Consider the following 15831-nt stretch of genomic DNA (forward strand, 5'->3'; position numbering starts at 1 on the left):
CATGCGGTTACGGACGGACCTGCTTGAACGAGGCACGCAATTCCGCGACGAACGCATCGGGCTGCTCCCAGGCCGCGAAGTGGCCGCCCTTCGGAAGCCGGTTGTAATGGATCAGCTTCGGGAAAGCCTTCTCCGCCCAGGTCTTCGGCGCGGCGTAGATCTCGTCGGGGAAGACGCTGACGGCGACCGGAATCTTCAGGTGCTTCGGCTCGAAAAAGGCCAGCTTGTTCTCCCAGTACAAACGCGCGGAGGACACCGCCGTGTTCGTGAACCAGTACAGCGTCACGTTGTCGAGCACGTCGTCGCGCGAGAGCCCTTCCTTCTTTCCGTCGAACACGCGGGCGATGAGTTCGTAGCTGCGGATGTCGTGGTCCAGCATCCAGGCCGCGAGCCCGATCGGCGAATCCTCCAGCGCGTAGAGCGTCTGTGGCTTGTTGGTCATCTCCTGGGCGTAGCCCAGCCCGTGCTTGTAGAAGAAGTCGAGCTGCTCGTAGGCGTTTCGTTCGTCGGGGGAAAGGCCTGCCGGCGCCGGTTGGCCAGCCGATAGCGCCTTTGCGATGTCGTCGGGTACGGTGGCCGGCATGTTCGTGTGGATCGCCAGCAGTTCGGGCGGAGCGATTACCGCCATCTGTTCCGATACGGCGTCGCCCCAGTCGCCGCCCTGTGCGACGAAGTGTTTGTAGCCGAGCCGCTTCATCAACACGATCCATGCCCGCGCGATGTGCACGGGGTCCCACCCCGTGGTGGTCGGCTTGCCCGAATACCCGTAGCCGGGCAGCGAGGGAATCACCACGTCGAACGCGTCGGCGGCCGAACCTCCGTGCGCGGTGGGATCGCTCAAGGGCTCGATGACCTTCAGCTGTTCCACGATCGAGCCGGGCCAACCGTGGGTGATGATGAGCGGAAGCGCGTTCCTGTTCTTCGAGCGCACGTGGATGAAATGAATGTCCACGCCGTCGATGGTTGTCACGAACTGCGGCAAGGCGTTGAGGCGCGCCTCGACCTTGCGCCAGTCGTAGCTCGACTGCCAGTACTCCGCCAGCTTGCGCATCGTGGACAGCTGCACGCCTTGCGACGTGTCGTCCACCGTTTCCTTCGAAGGCCATCGCGTCGCGGCGATGCGCCGCCTAAGGTCGGCGATGGCATCGTCGGAGACGTGAACCTTCGGGAATGGCCGTATCGAGGTGTCGTCGCTCGGCGCGGAGGCCGGTGCGGCGGCCGCCGGTAACGGCGCGGAGGCGCGTGGCTCACCTGCACCGACGGATGGTGAACTGGCTGGTGCGGGAGGCGCCGCGGCATGAACCGGCAGGGGGAGCATGACCGCGACGGCAGCGGCCAGTGCGGTGGTTGCAGCGAAAGGCCAGCGATTCGCTGGCGCGAAGTCTGACGGCATGGCGTCGCCCTCGGTAGGAATGAAATCCTGCACACACGGTTTCGTTTTTCGTCCCTGCGCGAATCAAACCCGCAAAACCTTTCGACGTCTTGGAAGATACGATCCCGCCGATGACTCCCCTTCGACGTTGCCGCGGGCATCATCGACCCGACACCGTGGGAGACCGATGCATGACACCGGAGAGCCTGTATTTTTCGCCACACGACTGGGTACCGAACCATCCGCGTCTGCCGGTGCTGCTGTATCGCGACGTGCGATCGCAAGGCGACGTGGCATCGGCGTTCGAGACGTTGTTCGCCGGCAACGGTTGGGTGCCGCGTTGGCGCGATGGGGTGTACGACTACCACCACTACCATTCGTCCGCACACGAGGTGCTCGGGTGCAGCAGGGGCTCCGCCACCCTCGTGCTCGGCGGTCCCGGCGGGCAGGAAATAACGGTAAGTCGGGGCGATGTGGTGCTGCTGCCGGCCGGAACGGGGCATCGCAGCCTGGCGGCCTCCGACGACTTCCAGATGGTGGGCGCCTATCCCGACGGACAGGAATGGGACATCTGCCGCGACGCGCCGGACACGGCCATGCTGGAGCGTATCGCCAGCCTGCCTTTTCCCGACACCGACCCGGTGACCGGCTCGGAGCCGCCGCTTACCCGGCTCTGGCCCCGCGGCTGACCCTCGCCAAACCGCAGGGAATCGCGATCCGGGCGGCCCCCGCTCGGTTTCGTCCCTGCACGCAGAGGACTACTATCTCCACCGCGGGCCCCGGGGCCCCGATTGTGCCAACTCAACGCGAAGGAAGTTCCATGGCTGTTCACCTGGTTGCCGCGCTCGACGAAAACTTTGCCATCGGCAAAAAGGGCGGCTTGCCCTGGCATCTTCCCGACGACCTGCGTTACTTCAAGAAGCTCACCAAGGACAGGGCGGTGCTGATGGGCCGCAAGACCGCCGAGTCCATCGGCAAGCCCCTTCCGGACCGCGACAACTACGTGCTCACGCGAAAGGGCGAGGCGCCGTACCCCGGCCAGGTTACCGTGCGCTCCATCCAGGAGGCGCAGGCCAGTTGCGGACATACGGGCCTGATGGTGATCGGTGGAGGCGAGGTGTTCCGCGAAGCCCTGCCGCTTGCCAGCACGCTGTACCTGACATGGGTGTATGCGGCCGTCGACGGCGCCGACGTGTTCTTCCCCGGCATCGACTTCAAGGACTGGACCGAAGTGTCCCGCGTGCGCCACAAGGCGGACAGCGAGCATCCCTACGCATTCGACATGGTCGAATACGTACGGAACCACGCTGTGGAGCGGGAACACCCCCACCCGAGCCTGGCCGGCGATTCGCATCGGACACCTTGATGCACGTGGTCGCCGGCGTCCTCGTCGACGCCAGCGGGCGCATCCTCATCGCGCAACGCCCGCCGGGCAAGCACTTGGCGGGCATGTGGGAGTTTCCCGGCGGGAAGCTTGAGCCCGGCGAAAGCGCAGGGGCGGCGCTTGTGCGCGAACTGGATGAGGAGCTCGGCATTGCGGTCGATCGGGCTGCATTCGAAGCGCTGATCCGGGTGCCGTGGCGCTACGGCGACCGCGACATGCTGCTCGAGGCTGTGCTCGTGCGCGGCTGGAAGGGCGAGCCGCAGGCGCTCGATGCGGCGGCCATTGCCTGGCGTGAACCGGTCTCCGTCGATGCGGCCCTGCTGGCACCGGCCGACCGGCCGATCCTCGCCGCGCTGCGGTTGCCGCGGCATTACGCGGTCAGCCCTGCGCAGGCCTCGCCGGACGAGGCGGCCGCCTGGGTGCATGCGGCGCTGGAGCGGGGCGAGCGCCTCCTGCAATTGCGCCTCACGGCGCAGTCTTTCGAGACGGTGCGCGGCGTGGCCGAGGCGGTCCTGCCGGACGTGCGGCGGCATGGCGCGCAGCTGTTGTTGAATCGCGACGTGGCCGGGGCGCAGGCACTCGGTATCGGCGTGCACCTGGCCTCCGGGCAATGGCGTGAGTGGGCGGAGCGGCCGCTGCCGCTGTCCGTTCCCGTTGGCGCGTCGTGCCACGACGCCGCGGAACTTGAACTGGCCTCGCGCCTCGGCTGCGACTTCGCCACGCTGTCGCCCGTGCTCGCGACGACGAGCCACCCTGGCGTGGAACCGCTTGGCTGGCCGCGCTTCGGCCGGCTGGCGGAAGCCGCCTCGCTGCCTGTCTACGCGCTGGGCGGCGTCGGCCGGAAGGACTTGCCGGAAGCGCGGCTGCATGCCGCCCAAGGCGTCGCAGGCATCACCGCCTTCCTGTAGGAGTACGGGGTTACTTCGATTTCAGCCGGGCGACGAGCGCTTTCATCACCGTTTGTGTTTCGTCGCCGAAGAAGTCGTCGATGAAGCCCGGATCGAGCAGGTCGGTGGTGTCGCCCCAGACGGCGGTCAGATCGGCACGGGCGATGGCGCGCGTGCGCAGCATGGCCTTCGTCGGCAGCTTCAGCAGGTCGTCGAGCCACTGCACGGAGCGCGTCACCACCTGTTCCACGGCGGCAAGCTCGTCGACCAGCCCGATGGCATGCGCTTGCTCCGCGTCGACCATCGCACCTGCCACGAGCAGGCGCTCGGCGCGGTAGGCGCCCACGATGCGGCGCATGGCGAACTGGATGGGCTCCGGCACCGACAGGCCCACCTGCACTTCGTTGAGTCCGATCTTGTAGACGCCGTGCGCCATCACCCGGTAATCGCAGAACAGCGAAACCACGGCGCCGCCCGCGGGGCTGTGCCCGGTGACGGCGGCGACCGTGGGCACGCTCGACGTGGCGATGGCACCGCAGAGGGCGAAGAACGCGTCCCAGAACTCCTTCACGCCGGCGCGATCGCGCTGGATCAGCGCCGGGACGTCCACGCCCGCGGAAAACATACCCTGGGCGCCGGAAAGCACGATGCCGCGGGCACCGTTGGACGGCGCGTCGACGATGGCCTCGCGCAGTGCCTGCACCAGCCCAAGGTCGAACGCGTTCACGGGTGCCCGCGCCATGCGGATCTCGTGGATGCCGCCGTCGTGAGGAAGGATGTCGAGCATGATCTTGGTCCTTGGGTGGGTTCGTCCGATTATGGTCTACCGCGTGAGGTCGGCGTCCACCCAGGTGTACTGCACCGCGTAATCCAGCGTGGCGCTGCCGTTCGCCGGCACGTCCACCTTGAACTCCAGCAGTTCGGGCGAAAACTTGGTGGGCTTCACCGACGACGACGTGAGTTTCCAGGCGCGCCAGCGGTTCGGATGCTCGTGCACGGTGACGGTGCGCGGCGTATCGCCGGCATTGGACAGGACGATGCGGAAGCCCTCGTCCATGCGGTGCGCAGCCTGGTCCACGGTGAACGTGGTCTGCTCGCGCGCGGCGGTGAGGTCGAACGCATTGCCCAGGGACACCGTGCTGTCCTGGTTCTTCGGCGTATCGTCGATGCGCCCTTCGCCCAGCAATTCGGCGTTGCCGTCGCGGTCTGTGGTGAGCACGCGCACGTATCCCGCGGGCAAACTGTCGAACGCCTTGAAGCGCAGGTTCGAGACCACTGGGACGCCGTTGGCGGGAGGCACGGTTTCTTTCTCGACGTTCGGGCGCGGCGGGAACCAGCCGCCCGCCTGCGAGTCGTAAAGCGCCTGCCGTTCGCAATCGAGCGTGCGGCGGTCGTACAGCGGGGTTTGCGTGACGCTGCCGTCCGGGAGGTCTACGGCGGCGGGGAGCGTATAGGTGCGAAGATCGCCGAGAGTCGCCTGGGAGGGCGCAGCTTCCGGTGCAGCGGCAGCCTTGAACGCGAACATGCGGTCCTGGACCTGCGGCCGCGGCGGCGCCTTCGCGCGGCGCGCCTCGCCGGCGATGAGCTTCAGTGTCACGTCCTTCCAGTCGCGGCCGCTGCGGTTGGCGATGCTGGCCGCCGAGTCGAAGGTCATGCGGCAGGCATTGCCCGGCTGGATCGTGGCCACATAGGCGCCGCGCCAGCCAAGACCGGAGGTGGGGTAGTCGAGCTGGGCGTTCGCCTTGCCGGCGTTGCCGCCGGTCACGCGCACCTGCAATGTCGAGCCGCGGGCGAAGTCGGTGCTGTCGGCTGCGCGCAGCGCGGCGTACTGGCGCACGAGGGTGGCCTGGCCGTTCGCTTCGCGCACCACGAGGGCGTCGCCGCCACGAACCAGCGTGCCGCTGGCGATGGGCTGGCCGCTTTCGCCGATCACGCTGACGTTGCGGCCGACGAGACCGGCCACCGCGCCGTCGAAGCCCTGGCCGAGCAGCAGGCGCTGCGAGACGACACGGGTTTCCTTGCCGGGAAAGCGCAGTGACAGCGCTTCGCTGTCGAGCGCGGCGGGAAGGCCGTCGATCGTCAGGTCCTGCGTGCCGCCCTTGAGGTCGAACGCGCGCCGCTCGTGCACGACGGCATAACCGTCGCCCGAGACGGCGTCACCGCCCGTGGAAAACAGCTGGTCGCCATCGGCGCGGTAGAGCGTGAGCGCGGTGCGCTCGTCCGCAGCGAAGGCGGGTAGGGCGACGGCGCAGGCGATCGCGAGGACGAGGGTGCGTTGCAGCATGATGCTCTCCATGTAGGCCCTCGCGGATCATACTGGTGGCACATGAACGAGGCGAAAGTTTTTGTGGGAGCCGGCTATGCCGGCGATTCCGTAGCAGCGGCAAGGTTGCGGCGAGCGTCCATCGCCGCTGAAGCGGCTCCCACACACAGCCAGGGCCTTTTTCGAAGCCCCGATTCCTTTCGGATTTTCAGCCCCGCTCCGCTTCCGCCACCGCGTCGCGCACTGCCTGCGGCAGCGGCACCGGACGTCCGCTGCGGGTATCGATCCACACCATGGTGATGCTGCCGTCGCAATGGATGCGCGTGGGATCGTTGCTGTCCAGGATGCGATGGCCGATGGTCATCGAGCTGTTGCCCATGCGATTGACGAAGAGCTCGATCTGGATATCCGCAGGCCACTCGATCGGCAGGCGGTAATTCAGTTCGCTATGGGCCATCACCGGTGCCGCGGCCGGGCTGTACCAGTCACCCGGAATATCCTTCAGCCACTTGAGACGTGCTTCCTGCAGGTAGACCAGGTAATTGGCGTTGTTGACATGGTTGTACGCGTCCAGGTCCTGCCAGCGCACGTCCATCGGCGTGATGAACAGCGGAACGGGCGCGGGGTTCAGGGAGGCTTCGGTGCTCATGCGGTCCTTTTCTTCTTCGCAGCGGCCGGCTTCGCGGCGGTCTTCTTGGTGGAGGCCTTGGCTGAGACCTTGGCCGGCGTCTTGGCCGCGGCCTTTGCAGCCGGGCGTGCCGGTTTCAGGTGGGGCAACAGGAATCGTCCGGTGTGCGACGCCTTCGTGGCGGCCACGGTTTCGGGTGTGCCGCTGACCAGGATACGGCCGCCGCCGGCACCACCTTCCGGGCCGAGGTCGATCAGCCAGTCCGCCGTCTTGATCACGTCGAGGTTGTGCTCGATCACGACCACGGTGTTGCCGTGTTCCACCAGCTGGTGCAGCACGTCGAGCAGTTGCTCGATGTCGTGGAAGTGCAGGCCGGTGGTCGGTTCGTCGAGGATGTAGAGCGTGCTGCCGGTGTCGCGCTTGGAGAGTTCCTTCGACAGCTTCACGCGCTGCGCCTCGCCACCGGAAAGCGTGGTGGCGCTCTGTCCGAGCTTGATGTAATCGAGACCCACCGCGCGAAGGGTTTCGAGCTTGCGCGCGATCACCGGCACGTTCTCGAACAGCTTGAACGCATCTTCCACCGTCATGTCGAGCACGTCGGCGATGGTGTGGCCCTTGTACATGACCTCCAGCGTTTCGCGGTTGTAGCGCTTGCCGTGGCACACGTCGCAGGGCACGTACACGTCGGGGAGGAAGTGCATCTCCACCTTGATCATGCCGTCGCCTTCGCAGGCCTCGCAGCGGCCGCCGCGCACATTGAAGCTGAAACGGCCGGGGGTATAGCCGCGCTGACGCGATTCCGGCACCTGCGCGTACAGCTCGCGCAGCGGTGTGAAGAGGCCGGTGTAGGTGGCCGGGTTCGAACGCGGGGTGCGGCCGATGGGCGACTGGTCGATGTCCACCACCTTGTCGAACAGTTCCAGTCCCTCGATGGATTCGTAGGGTGCCGGTTGCTCGCCCGCGCCGTTCAATTCCATCGCGGCGAGGCGATAGAAGGTGTCGTTGATGAGCGTGGACTTGCCAGAACCGGACACGCCGGTGACACAGGTGAATGTGCCGACCGGAATGCGGACGTCGACATCCTTCAGGTTGTTGCCGCTGGCACCCTTGAGTTCGATCCACTGGTCGTCGCGGGCCTGACGGCGCTTCGCGGGCACCTGGATGCCGCGTTCCCCGCTCAGGTATTTCGCCGTGACCGAGGCAGGCGAGGCGAGCACCTGTTCCAGCGTGCCTTCGGCCACCACGTGGCCGCCGTGCACGCCGGCGCCGGGGCCGATGTCGAGGATGTGGTCGGCCGCGCGGATCGCGTCCTCGTCGTGTTCCACCACGATGACCGTGTTGCCGAGGTCGCGCAGGCGGGTGAGCGTGCCGAGCAGGCGCTCGTTGTCGCGCTGGTGCAGGCCAATGGACGGCTCGTCCAGCACGTACATCACACCGACGAGGCCGGCGCCGATCTGACTGGCCAGACGGATGCGCTGCGCCTCGCCGCCGGAAAGCGAATCCGCCTGGCGGTCGAGCGTGAGGTAATTGAGGCCGACGTCGTTGAGGAAGGTGAGGCGCTCGCGGATCTCCTTCACGATCTTCACCGCGATCTCGCCGCGCCAGCCCGGGAGTTTCAGCTTCTCGAAGAAGCCGAGCGCCGAGTCGATCGCCAGCGAGGTGATCTCCGGAATCGCACGGTCGGCCACGAACACATTGCGCGCCGACGGATTCAGCCGCTGTCCTTCGCAGTCGGGGCAGGGATGGTCCGCGATGTAGCGCGACAGTTCCTCGCGTACGGCAGCCGATTCGGTCTCGCGATAGCGGCGCTCCAGGTTCGGCAGGATGCCCTCGAACTTGTGTTCGCGGGTGACCTTGCCGCCACGTTCGGTGATGTAGCGGAACGGAATCAGCTCACGGCCCGAACCGTTGAGCACGGCGTTCTGCACCGACTTCGGCAATTCGCGCCAGGGCGTTTCCGGATCGAATCCGTAATGCTTGCCCAGCGACACGATCATCTGGTGGTAGTACGGGTTGCGGCGGTCCCAGCCGCGGATGGCGCCGCCGGCGAGGCTCAGTTCCGGGTGGCCGACCACGCGCGCGGGATCGAACACCTGGGTGATGCCCAGGCCGTCGCAGGTGGGGCAGGCGCCCACGGGGGAGTTGAACGAGAACAGGCGCGGTTCCAGCTCCGGCAGCGAGTAGTCGCACATGGGGCAGGAATAGCGCGAGGAGAACAGTTGCTCCTGCGCCTTGGCATCGTCCATGTCCACGAGGATCACGATGCCGTCGCCGAGGCGCAGCGCCGTTTCGAACGATTCGGCCAGGCGCTGCTTGATGTCCTCGCGCGGACGGAAGCGGTCGATCACCGCCTCGATGGTGTGTTTCTGGCGCAGGGTGAGCGGCGGAACGGCGTCGAGGTCGTATACCTCGCCGTCCACGCGCGCACGCACGAAGCCCTGCGCGCGCAGCTGGTCGAACACCTGCACGTGCTCGCCCTTGCGCTCCCGGATCACCGGCGCCAGGAGCATCCAGCGCTTGTCGGCGTCCAGCGCCAGCGCGGTGTCCACCATCTGGCTGACGGTCTGCGCTTCGAGCGGAATGCCGTGGTTCGGGCAGCGCGGGGTGCCGACGCGCGCATAGAGCAGGCGCAGGTAGTCGTACACCTCGGTGATCGTGCCGACGGTGGAGCGGGGGTTGTGCGACGTGGACTTCTGCTCGATCGAGATGGCGGGCGAGAGCCCTTCGATCGTGTCCACGTCCGGTTTTTCCATCATCGAGAGGAACTGCCGGGCATAAGCCGACAGCGACTCGACGTAGCGCCGCTGGCCTTCGGCATAGATAGTGTCGAAGGCCAGCGACGATTTGCCGGACCCGGACAGGCCCGTGATCACGATCAGGCGATCGCGGGGCAGGTCGAGGTCGATATTCTTGAGATTGTGCGTGCGGGCGCCGCGGATGCGAATGCTGTCCATGTGCCGACGTAAATGGGGGAAGTCGGCGACTATACCAAGGGTTTTCGGCCTTCATGCCGTGTCGACTTTTGACGGTTCATCACATTTGTTATGAGGCGCCGGCAGTCGGCCGGCAAGGGTGCCCATGAACCGGCGGCGGGGCTACCATGGCCCGATCCCGGGGAGGGATCAGAGCCAATCATCCAAAGAGGAAGACACGCATGCGTAAGTGGACAGGGATCGCCGCCGGCCTGGTGCTGGCGGGTTGTGCGGGCCAGGCGCTGGCAGCCGTGCCCTCGGAGCAGCAGGTGCGGCAGCTGATGGACGCGGTGGGCATGGGGCGGATGCTCAGCCAGATGAACAGCCAGATGGCCGGCGTGATGCAGAACGCGCTGCCCTGTGTGCCGGCCAGCTACTGGCAGGGTTTCGTGGACGCCAATGCCACCAACCAGTTGATCGGCCGCATGGTGCCGGTTTACCAGAAGCATTTCACGGCCGAGGACATCGACGGCCTGCTCAAGTTCTACCGCTCGCCGCTGGGCCAGAAGGTGATCACACAGATGCCCGCGACGATGGCCGAGGGCATGCAGATCGGCAAGCAGTGGGGCCAGGAGCGGGGCAAGCAGATGATCGCCCAGTTGCAGAGCCAGGGCACCCTGAACCCGCAGGGCCAGTGCCCCGCCACGGGCGCGGCCGCCAAGCCGGCGCCGGCAGCGGCGCCGAAGAAGTAGGCCACCCACTGTGGGAGCCGACTGTGTCGGCGATCCCGCGGCGGCGGGCAAGCTTGCCGCGAGCCCCCTTCGCCGCTGAAGCGGCTCCCACAGTGTCTCGCCCGGGCCATCGTCATAAGTGATTGATTGCTAATGGATATACGGGCGCCCGGGCTACGGGGAGAATCAGGGCGCCGCTCTTAACCACCTGATTGACCTTGCCTTTTGCGTCCCGCTATAATTCTCGATTCGCAGTACCCGCAACACCCCAAAAAGAACTACATAAACAGCAACAGGAAACTCCCATGAGCTACGCAGTCATCAAGACCGGTGGCAAGCAGTATCGCGTGATGGCAGGCGAAGTCCTGCGCGTCGAGCTGCTGAACGCCGAAGTCGATTCCACCATCCAGTTCGACCAGGTTCTCCTCGTCGGCGAAGGTGAGTCGATCACCGTTGGCGCCCCGCTGGTCGCCGGTGCCACCGTCAGCGCGAAGGTTCGCGCCCACGGCCGCGCCGATAAGATCCGCATCGTCAAGTTCCGTCGTCGCAAGCACTACAAGCGCACGCAGGGACATCGTCAGCATTACACCGAAATCGAGATCACGGGCATCAACGCCTGAGTCGCCGGAGGATATAAGTCATGGCACATAAAAAAGGCGTAGGTTCCAGCCGTAACGGCCGCGATTCGAACCCGAAGTACCTCGGCGTGAAGATCTACGGTGGCCAGGCTGTCGAAGCCGGTAACATCATCGTTCGCCAGCGTGGCACCAAGTTCCACGCCGGCGTGGGCGTCGGCCTCGGCCGCGACCACACCCTGTTCGCGCTGGTCGACGGCACCGTGTCGTTCAAGACCCGCGGCGACAAGGGCCGCAAGTTCGTCGACGTCGTCCAGGCGTAAGCCTCCCGCGACGCGATAGCGAAGGCCCCGCCATAGGCGGGGCTTTTCGTTTTTGCGTAATGCGCGAACAGTGAATCGTGAACAGTAAGAGCTAGCGCCGGTAGGTTGCGGCATTCCTCGGTTCGCTTTTCACTGTTCACTGTTCACTCTTAACGGTTCACTCCCCATGAAATTCGTCGACGAAGCGCAAATCAGGGTCTCGGCCGGTGACGGCGGCAACGGCTGCGTGAGCTTCCGGCGCGAGAAGTTCATTCCCTTCGGCGGCCCGGACGGCGGCGACGGCGGAAGCGGGGGTTCCGTGTGGCTGGTGGCCGACGAAGGCCTCAACACCCTCGTCGATTTCCGTCACATGCGCTCGTTCAAGGCCCCGCGCGGGCAGGGCGGCATGGGCAGCCAGATGTACGGCAAGGGTGGCGAGGACATCGAGGTTCGCGTGCCGGTGGGCACCGTGGTTACCAACGTCGACACCGACGAGGTGATCGGCGACCTCACCGCGCACGGCCAGCGCCTGAAGGTGGCGCAGGGCGGTCGCGGCGGCCTCGGCAACATCCATTTCAAGAGCTCCGTGAACCGCGCGCCGCGCAAGTCCACCCCCGGCACGCCGGGCGAGGTGCGCGACCTCAAGCTCGAACTGCGCCTGCTGGCAGACGTGGGCCTGCTGGGCTTCCCCAACGCGGGCAAGAGCACGTTCATTCGCGCCGTTTCGGCGGCGACGCCGCGCGTGGCCGATTACCCGTTCACCACGCTGCACCCGAACTTGGGCGTGGTGCGCATCGGCACCGACCAGAGCTTCGTGATCGCCGATATCCCGGGCATCATCGAGGGTGCCGCGGAAGGCGCCGGCCTGGGCATCCAGTTCTTGCGCCATGTGTCGCGCACCAGCCTGTTGCTGCATGTGGTCGACATCCGTCCCATCGACGGTTCCGATCCGGTGGAGCAGGTGAAGGCGATCGAGCACGAGTTGCAGCAGTTCGACACCGAACTGGTCGACCGCCCCCGCTGGCTCGTGATCAACAAGTCCGACGTGATCGACGACGAGGATGAGCTGAAGCGCGTGGTCGACGATATCGTGGCGCGCCTGGAGTGGACCGCGCCGTGGTTCGTCGTCTCCGCCGCCGGCCAGGTCGGTACCTGGGACGTCTGCCTGAAAGTGCAGCAATTCTTCGACGCGGAGCGCGCGGCGCGACGCGAACGGAACGAGGCGGCGGACGACGTCCGCATGCGGGGCGAATAAGCCGCGCCCTTCACCGGGAGACCGGCTCTGTGTAGGAGCCGGCTACGCCGGCGATCCCGCGGCAGCGGGCATGCTACGGCGAGCGCCCATCGCCGCTGAAGCGGCTCCCACACAAAGCCTGTATAGGTGCAAAAAAGCCGGCTTTCGTCAGCCTGCTTTTCATAGGCGCAAAAAAGCCGGCTTTCGTCAGCCTGCTTTTCATGGGCGCAAAAAAGCCGGCTTTCGCCGGCCCGCTTTTCATAGGTGCAAAAAAAAGCCGGCTTTCGCCGGCTTTTTCCGTGAACAACGATGTCGCGCAGGCTTACGCCAGGTCGCGGATCTTCGCGTTCAGGCGGCTCTTGTGACGAGCGGCCTTGTTCTTGTGGATGAGGCCACGGGCAGCGTAACGGTCCATCACCGGCACGGCGACGGCGTAGGCGCTGACGGCGCCGGCCTTATCCTTGGCGTCGATCGCCTTGACGACCTTCTTCAGTGCGGAACGCACCATGGAACGCGCGCTGACGTTGCGCAGACGGCGCTGCTCCGACTGACGCGCACGCTTCTTCGCGGACTTGATGTTGGCCAAGGTAAAGCTCCAGAGTTCGGTTGGTTTTAAAAAAGACGCCCATTTTGCGGCCAAAGGCGGGTCGCGTCAATAGCTTAGGGCCGCTTCCCCTGTGGGAGCCGCTTCAGCGGCGATGGGTGCTTGCGGGAACCTTGCCCGCTGCCGCGGGATCGCCGGCGTAGCCGGCCCCCACAGGGGCTTCTCGCCGCCATGGCAGCTCCTACAGCCAGGCAGCCCGGGCCGCCACGGCCCGGGAATTGCCAGGAGGCGGACTGTCCTCCGGCCCACCGTGGCTGTCAAACTAGGGGTTTGCGGCAGTCTTTTTCTCCCGGATGAAAACCCCCAGTCTCCTACGCGGCGTGCTCAGCTTCAGCGGCATGACCATGGTTTCGCGCGTGCTCGGGCTGGTGCGCGACATGGCGATCAACGCCTCCTTCGGCGCCAATGCGGCGACCGACGCGTTCTGGGTGGCGTTCCGCATACCCAACTTCATGCGCCGCCTGTTCGCCGAAGGCTCGTTCTCCACCGCCTTCGTGCCGGTATTCACCGAAGTGAAGGAAACCCGGCCGCATGCCGACCTGAAACGACTGATGTCGCTCACCTCGGGCACGCTCGGCGGCGTGCTCCTGGTGGTGGTGGCGCTGGGGGTGATCTTCGCGCCGCAGGTCACGGCGCTGTTCTCGCCGGGTGCCATCGAGGCGCCCGACAAGTTCGAACTCACCGTGGACCTGCTGCGGCTGACTTTCCCGTTCCTTCTGTTCGTGTCGCTTACCGCGCTGTCGGGCGGGGCGCTCAACAGCTTCCACCGTTTCGGTCTTCCCGCCCTGACGCCCGTCATCCTCAACCTTTGCATGATCGCCGGTGCCCTGTGGCTCGCGCCGCGGCTGCATACGCCGATCATGGCCATGGGCTGGGCGATCCTGTTGGCCGGTGCCCTGCAACTGGCCTTCCAACTGCCCACGTTGCGCAGCCTCGATCTCCTGGCATTGCCGCGCTGGGGTTGGAGTTCGCCCGACGTGCGCCGGATCATGACGCTGATGGTGCCGACGCTGTTCGGCTCGTCGGTGGCCCAGATCAACCTGTTGCTGGACACGGTGATCGCCTCGCTGCTGATCGCCGGCTCGCAGAGCTGGCTGTCGCAGGCCGACCGTTTCCTCGAACTGCCCCTGGGCGTGTTCGGCGTGGCCCTGGGCACGGTGATCCTGCCGTCGCTGTCGCGCCACCACGTGGCCACGGACAAGGAGGGCTTCTCGCGGGCGCTCGACTGGGGCCTGCGTACCACGTTGCTGATCGCCGTGCCGGCGATGTTCGCCCTGATGATCCTGTCCGTGCCGCTGGTTGCCACGATCTTTCAGCACGGCCGCTTCACCGCCTTCGACACGAAGATGGCATCGCTGTCCATCTCGGCACTGAGCTTCGGCCTGCCGGCGTTCGCGCTGGTGAAGGTCGTGCTGCCTGCGTTCTATGCGCGCAAGGACACCCGGACGCCGGTGCGTGCCGGCGTGGCATCGCTGGTGGCGAACATGGTGTTCAACGTGGCCTTCCTGGCGCTGCTGTTCTTCCTCTGGGCCACCCCTGCGCAGAAGGCGGGTTCGTGGATGGAGGCGCTGGCCACGATCCCGGGCCTGCACATGGCCCTGGGCATGGCCAGTGCGCTGGCGAGTTACCTCAACCTGCTGCTGCTCTGGCGCTGGCTGGGCAAGGCGGGCGTGTATTCGCGCCAGCCGGGGTGGGGCAAGCATCTCGTTCGCCTCGCCGTCGCCTGTGGCGTGATGGTGGCGGTGCTCGTCGCCGGGTTGTACGTGTGGCCGGACTGGAGCGGCGTGGAGAAATGGGAGCGGGTGTGGCGCCTGGCGGTGCTGGTGTGTGCCGGTGGCGGCGCTTATCTCGCCACCCTGTTCGCGCTCGGCTTCCGCCTACGCGATCTGCGCGCCCACTGACGGTCCGCAGCGGGCACAGGGGCCGCTATACTGGCCCGATGGCTTTCAATCTGCATCGACTCCAGGGCGCCCCGGCATGACGTTGCGACTCCATCGCGACGTCGACGGACCTTGCCTCACGCCCGGCGGCGGCATTGTCGCCATCGGCGCTTTCGACGGGCTGCACCTGGGGCATCAGGCGATCCTTTCCGAGGTACGCCGCCGCGCCGAGGCGGCCGGGCTGGTGCCCGCGGTGATCAGCTTCGATCCGCTTCCCCGCGCCTATTTCTCGAAGGAGCCGGTCCCGCGGCTTTCCGGCATGCGCGAGAAGGCCGAGGGCATGGCGGCGGCGGGCATTCACGAACTGCTGTCGCTGCGCTTCGACCGCGCGCTCACCGAGATGTCCGCGGAAGACTTCGTGCGCAAGGTGATCGTCGGGCGCATGGCCGCCCGCGAGGTGTGGGTGGGCGAGGATTTCCGCTTCGGCCATCGTCGCGGCGGCGATTTCGCGCTGCTGCAGACGATGGGCCCCGAACTGGGCTTCACCGCCCACGCGGTACCGCCCGTGATCGTCGACGGCGAGCGTGTATCGTCGTCCCGGGTGCGCACCTTGTTGGCCGAAGGCGATTTCGCCGGCGCCACGCGCCTGCTGGGCCGGCCCTTCGTCATCGACGGCCACGTCGAGCGCGGCAAGCAGCTTGGCCGCACGCTGGGTTACCCCACGGCCAACGTGCACCTCGGCGATCGCGTCAGTCCGATCCTGGGCATCTTCGCGGTGCGGATCGGCATCGGCGACGGCCCCTGCAGCTGGCCGGGTGTGGCGAGCCTCGGCTTCCGCCCCACGGTGAACGAGGTGCGCGAGCCGCTGCTGGAAGCGCACCTGTTCGATTTTTCCGGCGATCTTTACGGCCAGCGCATCGGCGTGGAGTTCGTTCGGAAGCTGCGCAATGAAGAAAAATTCGACGGCCTCGACGCCCTGACCGCACAGATGCGCCAGGACGAGATCGCCGCCCGACAGGCCCTTGGGATGAACCCCATACTTGTCGAGTACCCCTAAGA

15 protein-coding genes are annotated in these 15831 nt (G+C 66.3%); 9 read left to right on the forward strand and 6 right to left on the reverse strand.

Annotation, left to right across the window (positions count from 1 at the left end):
• Positions 1 to 7 precede the first annotated feature (7 nt).
• Entirely contained in the window at positions 8 to 1426 is a 1419-nt protein-coding gene (locus FHS47_RS08355) for an epoxide hydrolase family protein (RefSeq protein WP_208381865.1), read from the reverse strand.
• Between the two features lie 137 nt (positions 1427 to 1563).
• Between FHS47_RS08355 and FHS47_RS08360 the strand changes: the two genes are divergently transcribed.
• From FHS47_RS08360 to FHS47_RS08370, 3 genes are all read left to right on the forward strand, one after another.
• Positions 1564 to 2061: a cupin domain-containing protein gene (locus tag FHS47_RS08360; protein WP_167025571.1), complete on the forward strand. Its 498-nt coding sequence runs from the start codon at positions 1564 to 1566 to the stop codon at positions 2059 to 2061.
• A 131-nt stretch (positions 2062 to 2192) separates the two neighbouring features.
• Complete coding sequence (locus FHS47_RS08365; protein ID WP_167025573.1) at positions 2193 to 2738, forward strand: dihydrofolate reductase; 546 nt, start codon at positions 2193 to 2195, stop codon at positions 2736 to 2738.
• A complete protein-coding gene (locus tag FHS47_RS08370; RefSeq protein ID WP_167025577.1) occupies positions 2738 to 3664 on the forward strand; it encodes a Nudix family hydrolase in 927 nt (308 codons plus the stop codon). The genes FHS47_RS08365 and FHS47_RS08370 overlap by 1 nt, the downstream gene beginning before the upstream one ends.
• Positions 3665 to 3674: 10 nt before the next feature.
• Here the strand turns inward: FHS47_RS08370 and FHS47_RS08375 are convergent, their stop codons facing one another.
• From FHS47_RS08375 to uvrA, 4 genes are all read right to left on the reverse strand, one after another.
• Positions 3675 to 4430: an enoyl-CoA hydratase/isomerase family protein gene (locus FHS47_RS08375; protein ID WP_167025579.1), complete on the reverse strand. Its 756-nt coding sequence runs from the start codon at positions 4428 to 4430 to the stop codon at positions 3675 to 3677.
• Positions 4431 to 4466: 36 nt separating this feature from the next.
• Positions 4467 to 5927: a DUF4139 domain-containing protein gene (locus FHS47_RS08380; protein WP_167025582.1), complete on the reverse strand. Its 1461-nt coding sequence runs from the start codon at positions 5925 to 5927 to the stop codon at positions 4467 to 4469.
• 187 nt (positions 5928 to 6114) lie between these two features.
• Entirely contained in the window at positions 6115 to 6555 is a 441-nt protein-coding gene (locus FHS47_RS08385; RefSeq protein ID WP_167025585.1) for a thioesterase family protein, read from the reverse strand.
• A complete protein-coding gene (gene uvrA / locus FHS47_RS08390; RefSeq protein WP_167025588.1) occupies positions 6552 to 9488 on the reverse strand; it encodes an excinuclease ABC subunit UvrA in 2937 nt (978 codons plus the stop codon). The genes FHS47_RS08385 and uvrA overlap by 4 nt, the downstream gene beginning before the upstream one ends.
• Positions 9489 to 9688: 200 nt before the next feature.
• Between uvrA and FHS47_RS08395 the strand changes: the two genes are divergently transcribed.
• The 4 genes from FHS47_RS08395 (at position 9689) to cgtA (ending at position 12309) form a co-directional block, all read left to right on the forward strand.
• On the forward strand, positions 9689 to 10198 hold the full coding sequence (locus tag FHS47_RS08395; RefSeq protein WP_167025591.1) for a DUF2059 domain-containing protein: 510 nt from the start codon (positions 9689 to 9691) through the stop codon (positions 10196 to 10198).
• Between the two features lie 284 nt (positions 10199 to 10482).
• Entirely contained in the window at positions 10483 to 10797 is a 315-nt protein-coding gene (gene rplU, locus FHS47_RS08400; protein WP_167025594.1) for a 50S ribosomal protein L21, read from the forward strand.
• A gap of 20 nt (positions 10798 to 10817) precedes the next feature.
• A complete protein-coding gene (gene rpmA / locus FHS47_RS08405; protein WP_072321611.1) occupies positions 10818 to 11075 on the forward strand; it encodes a 50S ribosomal protein L27 in 258 nt (85 codons plus the stop codon).
• A gap of 166 nt (positions 11076 to 11241) precedes the next feature.
• Entirely contained in the window at positions 11242 to 12309 is a 1068-nt protein-coding gene (gene cgtA / locus FHS47_RS08410; protein ID WP_167025597.1) for an Obg family GTPase CgtA, read from the forward strand.
• A gap of 301 nt (positions 12310 to 12610) precedes the next feature.
• On the opposite strand, the gene rpsT is transcribed toward cgtA, so the two are convergent.
• Complete coding sequence (gene rpsT / locus FHS47_RS08415) at positions 12611 to 12874, reverse strand: 30S ribosomal protein S20 (RefSeq protein ID WP_072321609.1); 264 nt, start codon at positions 12872 to 12874, stop codon at positions 12611 to 12613.
• Between the two features lie 311 nt (positions 12875 to 13185).
• On the opposite strand from rpsT, the gene murJ reads away from it, so the two are divergent.
• Entirely contained in the window at positions 13186 to 14793 is a 1608-nt protein-coding gene (murJ, locus tag FHS47_RS08420; protein ID WP_167025600.1) for a murein biosynthesis integral membrane protein MurJ, read from the forward strand.
• 76 nt (positions 14794 to 14869) lie between these two features.
• Complete coding sequence (locus FHS47_RS08425; protein ID WP_167025603.1) at positions 14870 to 15829, forward strand: bifunctional riboflavin kinase/FAD synthetase; 960 nt, start codon at positions 14870 to 14872, stop codon at positions 15827 to 15829.
• Positions 15830 to 15831: the final 2 nt, after the last annotated feature.

Source organism: Luteibacter sp. SG786, from assembly GCF_011759605.1.
Lineage (GTDB): Bacteria > Pseudomonadota > Gammaproteobacteria > Xanthomonadales > Rhodanobacteraceae > Luteibacter.